This is a genomic window from Candidatus Thiosymbion oneisti, assembly GCF_900092655.1.
In the GTDB taxonomy this organism is placed as follows: Bacteria; Pseudomonadota; Gammaproteobacteria; order Chromatiales; family Chromatiaceae; genus Thiosymbion; species Thiosymbion oneisti.
Genome location: NZ_FLUY01000966.1, coordinates 1 through 9,216, shown reverse-complemented (window position 1 = coordinate 9,216; position 9,216 = coordinate 1). Strand labels below are relative to the sequence as shown.

At 62.8% G+C, this 9,216-nt stretch carries 10 protein-coding genes; all 10 read left to right on the top strand.

What is annotated here, in order from left to right:
- The first annotated feature begins 117 nt into the window (after nt 1–117).
- The 10 genes from pyrH (at nt 118) to BQ17_RS22580 (ending at nt 8,893) form a co-directional block, all read left to right on the top strand.
- Nucleotides 118–831, top strand: coding sequence for a UMP kinase (gene pyrH, locus BQ17_RS09915; protein WP_089726636.1), 714 nt, complete (start codon nt 118–120; stop codon nt 829–831).
- A 1-nt stretch (nt 832) separates the two neighbouring features.
- On the top strand, nt 833–1,390 hold the full coding sequence (gene frr, locus BQ17_RS09910; RefSeq protein ID WP_089726631.1) for a ribosome recycling factor: 558 nt from the start codon (nt 833–835) through the stop codon (nt 1,388–1,390).
- Between the two features lie 37 nt (nt 1,391–1,427).
- A complete protein-coding gene (gene uppS / locus BQ17_RS09905) occupies nt 1,428–2,198 on the top strand; it encodes a polyprenyl diphosphate synthase (RefSeq protein WP_256091537.1) in 771 nt (256 codons plus the stop codon).
- An 8-nt stretch (nt 2,199–2,206) separates the two neighbouring features.
- Nucleotides 2,207–3,061: a phosphatidate cytidylyltransferase gene (locus tag BQ17_RS09900; protein WP_089726627.1), complete on the top strand. Its 855-nt coding sequence runs from the start codon at nt 2,207–2,209 to the stop codon at nt 3,059–3,061.
- Nucleotides 3,062–3,182: 121 nt separating this feature from the next.
- On the top strand, nt 3,183–4,109 hold the full coding sequence (locus BQ17_RS09895) for a DUF4351 domain-containing protein (RefSeq protein WP_089726633.1): 927 nt from the start codon (nt 3,183–3,185) through the stop codon (nt 4,107–4,109).
- Between the two features lie 2 nt (nt 4,110–4,111).
- Nucleotides 4,112–5,305, top strand: a complete 1,194-nt coding sequence (gene ispC / locus BQ17_RS09890) for a 1-deoxy-D-xylulose-5-phosphate reductoisomerase (protein ID WP_089726625.1) — start codon at nt 4,112–4,114, stop codon at nt 5,303–5,305.
- Nucleotides 5,306–5,312: 7 nt separating this feature from the next.
- Nucleotides 5,313–6,674, top strand: a complete 1,362-nt coding sequence (rseP, locus tag BQ17_RS09885; protein WP_176722374.1) for an RIP metalloprotease RseP — start codon at nt 5,313–5,315, stop codon at nt 6,672–6,674.
- A 155-nt stretch (nt 6,675–6,829) separates the two neighbouring features.
- Nucleotides 6,830–7,549, top strand: a complete 720-nt coding sequence (locus BQ17_RS09880) for an HAD family hydrolase (RefSeq protein ID WP_089726621.1) — start codon at nt 6,830–6,832, stop codon at nt 7,547–7,549.
- Nucleotides 7,539–8,642, top strand: coding sequence for a tRNA guanosine(34) transglycosylase Tgt (gene tgt, locus BQ17_RS09875; protein WP_089726619.1), 1,104 nt, complete (start codon nt 7,539–7,541; stop codon nt 8,640–8,642). Before BQ17_RS09880 ends, tgt begins: the two co-directional genes overlap by 11 nt.
- Nucleotides 8,643–8,755: 113 nt before the next feature.
- Nucleotides 8,756–8,893, top strand: coding sequence for a hypothetical protein (locus BQ17_RS22580; protein ID WP_218068208.1), 138 nt, complete (start codon nt 8,756–8,758; stop codon nt 8,891–8,893).
- Nucleotides 8,894–9,216: the final 323 nt, after the last annotated feature.

Below are 9,216 nucleotides of genomic sequence, written 5' to 3'. Positions count from 1 at the left end.
CAGATACTCAAACAATGGCACGCACAGCAACCCCAACTGTTTAAAAAAATTCCACGTAATCATCCGGGACCTGACAGCTAAAAAATCCCAGTAAAAGGTTCCAAGCCAGTGTCTCCGATCCACTATCACCGCATCCTCCTCAAGCTCAGTGGCGAGGCCCTGATGGGAGCGGGTGCCTACGGCATCGATCCGGGGGTGATCGGTCGCTTGGCCGGCGAGGTACGGGAGCTGGTCGTTAGCGGCGTACAAGTAGCGCTGGTAATCGGCGGCGGCAATATCTTCCGCGGCGCGGGCTTGGCTCAGGGGGGGATCGACCGGGTCACCGGCGATCACATGGGCATGTTGGCCACCGTCATCAACTCGCTTGCCATGCAGGATGCACTGGAGCGCCTGGAGGTGCCGGTGCGGGTCATGTCGGCGCTGAGAATTGACCAAATCTGCGAAGGCTATATCCGCCGCCGCGCCTTGGATTATCTGGAGAAGGGTTGGGTGACTATCTTCGCCGCCGGGACCGGTAACCCTTTCTTCACCACGGACTCGGCGGCAAGCCTACGGGCGGTGGAGATCGGCGCCGACCTGTTGATCAAGGCGACCAAGGTCGATGGCGTCTATTCGGCCGATCCGGTCAGAGACCCCGCAGCGGTCTTCTACCGGCGTTTGACCTACGATCAGGCCTTGCAGGAGGACTTGGCGGTCATGGATACGACGGCCCTCGTCCTGTGTCGGAATAGCGGTATCCCGTTGCGGGTGATGAACATCTACGAGCCGGGCGCACTGATGCGACTGATTGGAGGGGCCGAGATCGGCTCCCTGGTGGAAGGTGGGGAATGAGATGATCGAGGACATCAAGAAAGACGCCGCAACGCGCATGGGTAAAAGCGTGGAATCCTTGCGGCATGAGCTGGCCAAGATTCGCACCGGGCGTGCGCATCCTGCTTTGCTTGATCACCTGGTTGTTTCCTATTACGGCTCCGATGTACCCATCAAACAGGTGGCAAATATCACGGCCGAGGACGCCCGCACCCTCGCGGTCACGCCCTGGGAGAAGGGCATGGTACAGGCGGTGGAAAAGGCCATCATACAGTCCGATCTGGGACTCAATCCCAACACGGCGGGAATGGTGATCCGGGTGCCCATGCCGCCCCTGACGGAGGAGCGGCGCCGGGATTTGATCAAGGTAGCCCGTCACGAAGCCGAGCAGCTCCGGGTAGCGATTCGCAACATCCGGCGTGACGCAAATCATGGACTTAAAGAAGCGGTGAAGGAAAAGATGATATCCGAGGACGAGGAGCACCGTGGCGAGGAGATGGTACAGAAACTGACCGACGATTACATCAAGGGTGTGGACAAGGTCCTTGCCGAGAAGGAACAGGACCTGATGTCCATCTGATACCCCTTCTAGGGGACGTTTTTTGGGAGCTTGCGTTTTGAACAAGGATGCGTCGCCATCCTCGGACGACCAACCTCTACCACGACACGTGGCGATCGTTATGGACGGGAACGGGCGCTGGGCATTGCGGCGCAGGTTGCCGCGTGCGGCCGGACACCGGGCGGGGATCAAAAGCGTTCGGGCCATTGTGGAAGAGAGCGTTCGCCAGGGTATCCAAGCCTTAACGCTCTTCGCCTTCAGCAGCGAGAACTGGCACCGTCCCAAGTCCGAGGTCAACCTCCTGATGGATCTGTTCATGGGCACCCTGCGCTCGGAAGTCAATCGACTCAGCGAGCATGGCGTACGACTGCGGATCATCGGTGAGCGTGCGGCCTTTCCGGAAAAGCTGCGACAACGTGTGGCCGAAGTGGAGAAAGTGACAAGTGCCAACGAGGCCATGCTGCTCCAGGTCGCCGCCAATTACGGCGGACGTTGGGACATCGTGCAGGCGGCTCGGCGGCTGGTCGCGGATGCGCGCGCTGGTCGCATCGCGCCGGAGGATGTGGACGAAGGGATCTTTTCTACCCGGTTGTCCTTTCCTGACCTGCCGGATCCCGATCTTTTCATCCGCACCGGCGGAGAGCAACGAATCAGCAACTTCCTGCTCTGGCAGTCGGCCTACAGTGAGTTCTATTTCAGCGATCTGATGTGGCCGGATTTCGATGCCCTAGCCTATCGGGAGGCCTTAGCCGATTTTGCAGGTCGGCAGCGCCGTTTCGGCTTGACCGGTGATCAGGCCAGCATCCGCGCCGCAAATGGAACCAGCTAGGAGCTATCGTGTCCGCAAGCAAGCTGCGGCAGCGGACCCTGACCGCACTGCTCATCGCCCCCTTGACGGTGGCGGCCGTCCTGTGGTTGCCCCCCGCCTATCTTGCCTTGTGCCTGGGGCTGATCTTGGTGCCAGCGGCGTGGGAGTGGTCGGCCATGGCCGGCATCGCAGTGCGCGCCGGACGGTTTGCCTACGTGGCTGTGGTGGCCCTCTGTCTGCTCCTTCTATGGCAGCCCCCGCTGCGCCAATGGTATGTACATATGATGGCAGCGGCGGCGGTCTTCTGGGGTGCCGTCGCGTTCCTCTTGTTCCGGTTGCGCACCGTCGAGTGCAAATCGGGACCGGAGCCTGTGATGGCAGCGGTGGGATTGGTGGTACTCATCGGTCCCTGGCTCGCAATCCTTCACCTGCACGCCCACTCGTCCGCAGGTCCTTATCTGGTGATCTTTCTGCTCGTGCTCATCTGGGTTGTGGATACCCTGGCCTATTTCACGGGACGCCGCTGGGGACGCGAGAAGCTGGCGCCCCTGCTCAGTCCGGGCAAGACGCGCGCCGGTGTCTACGGGGCCTTAGTCGGCGCCGGTCTGTGTGGGATTCTGTTGGGCTGGTCGCTGGGGCTATCGCTCGGGTATGCAATGCTGCTCGTCGCTCTGTGTATCCTGGTGGCATTGGTCTCGATGATCGGCGACCTGTTTGAGAGCTTCGTCAAACGCAGCCGCGACCTGAAGGACTCGGGGCAGCTGCTCCCCGGACACGGCGGGATACTCGATCGCATCGACAGCCTGACCGCGGCCGCCCCCCTGTTCACGTTGGGCATCCTGTGGTTGGATGCCCAGCTGATGGTCCTGAGCAACGGCGGTTGACCTAAATCGTTCGGCGCTACCGGTTGCTATCCTGGCGGAAGGCCTGACTTAGACCGCCAAGCGAGGTCGTGCCGGGGTGAAAGCCGAGGGTAACGCCCCCCATTTTCTCCTGGACAAGACCATGTCCCACGACCAGAACTTCAAAAACCTCATCCTCGATTATCCGCACCTGGCCCTGGCCTTCTTCGCCGCCACCGAAGCCGACGGGATCGACGCGGCGCGGATTACACCCGTGCGCCAGGAGCAATTCCAGGAACGCCTCGGCGAGCGCTTTCGGGAGCTGGATGTGCCACTGCTGGTGGAATGGCCCAACGGGCGGCGTGAGGCCCTGGCGTTCGTGCTCGAAGAAGAGAGCGACGCGCGGCGCTTCTCCATCCATCGCCTGGCCCACTATTGCCTGGATCTAGCCGAGCTGATGAAGACCGACCGTGTGGTCCCGGTGGTCATCTTCCTGCGTCAAGCACAGGGTGTGGCGCAACGGCTGTGCCTGAGCGGAGATCACCACACCTACCTCGACTTCCGCTACCTGAGCTGCGCTCTGGGTGAGCTGGCCTACGAGCACTACCGCCATAGCGACAACCTGGTGATACGGCTGAACCTGCCCAATATGCAGTATCCCGCGGGGCGCAAGGTCGAGGTCTATGCCCAAGCGGTGCGGGGACTGACTGGTTTGGAACGCGATCCTGAGAAGCAGCTCAAATACCTGGACTTCATCGACATCTACGCGGCGCTTGACGATAATGAGCGGGTCGAATACCAACGTGACTATCCTGACGAGGCGAGGACCATGAGCCGATTTGCCGAGCGCTTCCGCGAGGAGGGTATACAGCAGGGCATGCAGCAAGGTTTGCAACAGGGAATGCAGCAAGGTGTGCAGCAAGGCAAGCACCAAGGCGAAGCCTTGGTCTTGGAACGACTATTACGTCTGAAATTCGGCACCTTACCCGATGAGGTGCAGCAACGTATCGATCAAGCCAGCGAACAGACCTTGCTGGCGTGGTCCGAGCGGGTCCTCACTGCCAACCGTCTTGACGAGGTTCTCCACTGAGGATGATCGGCATCACCCTGCTTGGCTCCACCGGTTCTATCGGCGTCAGTACCCTGGATGTGGTCGAGCGCCATCGGGAGCAATTTCGCATCGTCGCCTTGACCGCCAACCGAGATGCCGAAGGCATGGCCCTGCAGTGTCGCCGTCACCGACCCGAGTACGCGGTTATGGCGGACCCGGTGGCGGCGGGCAAGCTCCGGTTGCTGCTGTCGGGCATGGCGAAACCGCCGGAGGTGCTCGCGGGGACAGCGGCGTTGGAGTCCGTAGCGGCCTTACCCCAGGTCGACTGTGTAATGGCAGCGATTGTCGGCGCCGCTGGCCTTTTGCCCACCCTGGCGGCCGCACGCGCGGGCAAACGTCTGCTGTTGGCCAACAAGGAGGCCCTGGTGGTCTCGGGTTCGCTCCTGATGCAGGCCGTTGCGGACAATGGTGCCGAGATTCTGCCCATCGACAGCGAACACAATGCCGTGTTTCAGTGTCTTCCCGGGGATTTCCACAGTGGAGGCGATATTGAACACCTGGGCGTGGACCAGATTCTGCTGACCGCTTCCGGCGGACCCTTCCGGGATGCGCCCCTGGAGGAGTTGGCAGAGGTCACGCCCGAGGCGGCCTGTGCTCACCCGAACTGGGACATGGGACGCAAGATCTCGGTGGACTCGGCGACTATGATGAACAAGGGCTTGGAGCTCATCGAGGCCTGCTGGCTGTTCGGCACCAATCCCAGCCGGGTCCGGATCCTGGTGCATCCCCAGAGTGTGATCCATTCCCTGGTGCAGTACCGGGATGGTTCGGTGCTGGCACAGCTCGGGAATCCGGACATGCGTACACCCATCGCCCACGCCCTGGCATGGCCCGAGCGGATCGATTCCGGCGTTGCCGCGCTCGATCTACTCGAGGTCCAGAGACTCGACTTCCGGCCAGCAGATCCGAAGCGTTTTCCCTGTCTAGAGCTGGCATACAGCGCGGCGGCTCAGGGTGGCACTTATCCTGTCATTCTCAACGCGGCCAATGAGGTGGCGGTAGACGCATTCTTGAAGCGGCGGATCGGATTCACGGACATCCCGGTCGTGGTCGAAAAGACCCTGCAACAGCTCCCGCGAGAAAGTGTCGAGGGGTGGGAGGTCGAGCAGCTGTTGGACGCGGACCAGCGGGCGCGGCGGGTCGCGGAACAAAATCTCGGCGGAGTTGCCGAATAGATCCATGTTGGAACTACTCTACACGGTCGGTTGGTTCATCGTCGCCTTGGCAATCCTCATCGCGGTCCACGAGTTCGGGCATTTCTGGGCCGCCCGCAAGCTCGGGGTCAAGGTGCTGCGTTTTTCCATCGGTTTCGGCAAACCCCTGCTGCGCTACGTCAGCCCCCGCGACGGCACCGAATACGTGCTGGCCGCCATTCCCCTCGGCGGCTATGTCAAGATGCTGGATGAGCAGGAAGGATCAGTCCCCGAGGCTGAGAAGCACCTGGCCTTCAACCGCCAGCTGCTCTGGAAGCGATTCGTCATCGTAACTGCAGGACCTTTCTTCAACTTCTTGTTTGCCGTTCTCGCCTACTGGGCCATTTTCGTCGCGGGTGACGTGGGCACGCGGGCGGTGGTGGGGACGGTCGCCCCGGGATCCATCGCAGCTGAGGCCCGTTTCGCCCCTGGGGATGAGCTGCTGGCGGTTGCCAACCGGCCGACGCCGACCTGGGAAGCGGCGGTCTTTGCCCTGATGGCGGAGGTCCTGGGTGGCGAGGATCTTGCGGTTCGCGTGCGCGATGAGAGCGGTCTGGAGCTGGTGCGGGTGCTGAACGGCGATGCGCTGGCCGGGTTGCCCGATGACCCGGCGTTGCTCTCGAATCTGGGATTGTCGCCGATGCGACCCCTCTTGCCGGCCCGCATCGGTGAGCTTACCCCAGGCGATCCGGCCGCGCAGGCAGGGCTGCGTCCCGGCGACCGCGTCCGCAGCGTCAATGGCGAGTCGATCGCCCACTGGGGCGATCTGGTCGAGGCAGTGCAGGCACATCCCGATCGGCCGTTGCGGCTGGAAGTCGAACGTGGCTCCGAACGGCATGAACTCCTGGTGATCCCCCATGCCGTACAGCTGGATGGCCGGGAGATCGGACGCATCGGCGCTGCAGCGCAAATCTCGCCCCATCTGTTCGACGAGTACCGGACGGAGGTGCGGCTGGGGCCCGTCGCGGCACTGAGTGCGGCTATCAGCAAGACCGCAGATATGAGTCTGCTCATGCTGCGTGTGATCGGGCGCATGCTGACCGGTAAGGCGTCGGTCGAGAATCTGGGCGGGCCGATCTCCATCGCCGAGACCGCGGGCAAGACCGCGAGCTATGGCCTGGGTTACTTCATCAAGTTTCTAGCGGTGGTCAGCGTCAGTCTCGGCGTACTCAATCTGTTGCCCATCCCACTCCTGGACGGGGGACACCTGCTCTATTTCGCCATCGAGGCCATCAAGGGCAGCCCGCTCTCCGAGCAAGCGCAATTGCAGGGGCAGCGGGTCGGGCTCGCCCTGTTGGCGGCGCTCATGACCCTCGCCTTCTACGTCGACATCTCGCGCTTGTTGGGTTAGCGGTCCAAAAAAAAGCGCGACGGAAGTGTCGCGCTTAGGATTACCACCAAAGGAGGATGGAAGCGTGCACCGAAATGCCGTGTAGTGTTTCAGTGCATCAGTATCTTCTTAAATTCCGAACTAGCTGTCAAGCCTTATCGGCTGCAAACGACTGGATGGACAAGCTGCCAACCGAGCGTGCCTTCAGGCTCCTGACCATCGACCTCGACGATACCCTCTGGCCCTGCGCGCCGACCATTGAGCGGGCGGAAGCGGTGCTCTATGCCTGGCTGGAGCGGACTGCGCCGCGGCTGACGGAGGTCTATGATCAGGAAGCCATGCGCCGCCATCGTCGAGTGCTGATGATGAGCTGGCCCGAGATCGCCCATGATCTCACGGCGGTGCGCCGACACTCCCTACGCGGCCTGCTCTCGGCCTACGGCTATGATGTGGCCTTGGCCGATGCTGCCGTGGCCCTGTTCCTGGAGCACCGCAACCGGGTCATACCCTACGCGGACGTGCTTCCCGCCTTGCAGGCCCTGGGCGCCGAATACCCATTGGTGTCGGTCACCAACGGCAACGCCGAGGTAGCCCGCACGCCCTTGCGCGGTCTGTTCGGGCGGTCCCTGACCGCCGCCGATGTGGGGGCCCGGAAGCCGGCGCCGAATCTCTTTCTCGGCGCCCTCCAATGGGGTCGCGTGCCCCCGGAACGGGCCCTGCATCTGGGGGACGATCCCTACCGGGACGTGGAGGCGGCCCGGCGCTTAGGCATGGCAGCGGTCTGGATCAACCGGGGGGACACTCCCTGGCCCCATGAGCTGAAACCGCCTGCTGGTGAGGTAGCGGATCTCGGGCAGCTGCGATGTTGGCTGGAAGACCGTCGGCGTGCGCTTTGAGGTCCTGGCGCAGGATGGGGCGGCAAGGCGTGGGCGTCTGACCTTCGACCGCGGCCGCGTCGAGACCCCCGCCTTCATGCCCGTGGGTACCTACGGCACCGTCAAGGCCATGACGCCGGAGGAGCTGACCGGTCTGGGGGCCCAGCTCATCCTCGGCAACAGCTTTCACCTGATGCTGCGGCCCGGGGTAGAGGTCATCCGCCGCCACGGTGGTCTGCACCGCTTCATGCACTGGGAGGGTCCGATCCTCACCGATTCCGGCGGATTTCAGGTCTTCAGCCTTGGGGACCTGCGCCGGATCACGGAAGAGGGTGTGCACTTCAAGAGTCCGGTAGACGGCAGCCCGGTCTTCCTGATGCCCGAGGACGCCATGGTGGTACAGCGGGCGCTGGGCTCGGACATCGTCATGATCTTCGACGACTGCACCCCCTTCCCGGCGGACGAAGACCGCGTGCGGGACTCTATGCTGCTCTCCCTGCGCTGGGCCGCGCGCAGTCGCGAGGCCCACGGGAATAACCCGGCGGCCCTGTTCGGCATCGTCCAAGGGGGGATGTACGAACATCTGCGTGCGGTCTCCCTGGCGGGTCTGCTGGACCTGGGATTCGACGGCTATGCGGTGGGCGGCCTGTCGGTGGGGGAGCCACCGGCGGATCGGCTGCGCATCCTGGACTTCCTGTCCGGGCGCCTGCCGGCGGACAGACCGCGGTACCTGATGGGCGTCGGCACCCCGGAGGATATGATCGCAGCGGTGCGGCGGGGCATCGACATGTTCGACTGCGTCCTGCCGACCCGCAACGCCCGCAACGGCTTTCTGTTTACCACCGGCGGCGTCGTCAGGATCCGCAACGCCCGCTACCGGACCGACGAGGGGCCGTTGGACCCGCTTTGCGACTGCGCTGCTTGCAGGCATTACAGCCGGGCCTATCTGCATCACCTGGACAAATGTAAAGAGATCTTAGGCGCCCGGCTCAATACCATCCACAACCTGCACTATTATCAAGGGCTCATGCGCGCCCTGCGCGATGCGATCGCGGCGAAGAGACTGGATGCCTTCAGCCATGAGTTCCGAGTCTTGCAGGCCAAAAGCCCCTGACACACCATTTCTCCTTAATTTTCTGTTTATGGTATCTCCTGTAGGGAACGGCCGATCTGCCGTTCCGCAGGCCGTTCGGAACGACGGGTCGGGCGTTCCCCACGAGAGTTGAGGTGAAACAGGGTACGCGGGGTTTTTACGACGATGTTGGGGTTCGTTCCTCACCCCCACCTACCGGCAATGTCGAACGTGGCGGCGGACGGGCAGCGGTGGTGTATCTCGGCATGGACAAAGAAGCAGCCGTAGATTAACCTTTGAAAATACCCACATGATCAAAGTCTGCCATCCAAGCAGAACGGACACCGGCCCAACAGAATTTTTTGCGGGACCTTACCGGAGCACTTCTGTCGGGCCGGCGTCGTCGCCGAGCCGGTGACCATGCCTCTCGACCGAGCGCGGGGCTTGCATCTGCCCTGGGTCCGGCTCTACGCGGACCGCGACGACTTCGGCGCTGACCTCTTCGGCGAGGGTGGGCAATGAACGCACTTCCCGTCAGCCCGGCCATCCAGCGTTGGCAGGCGCGCTTTGTCGCCGAGCCCGTCCAGGCCATCGGCGATCTGCTGGCCGACCGTAT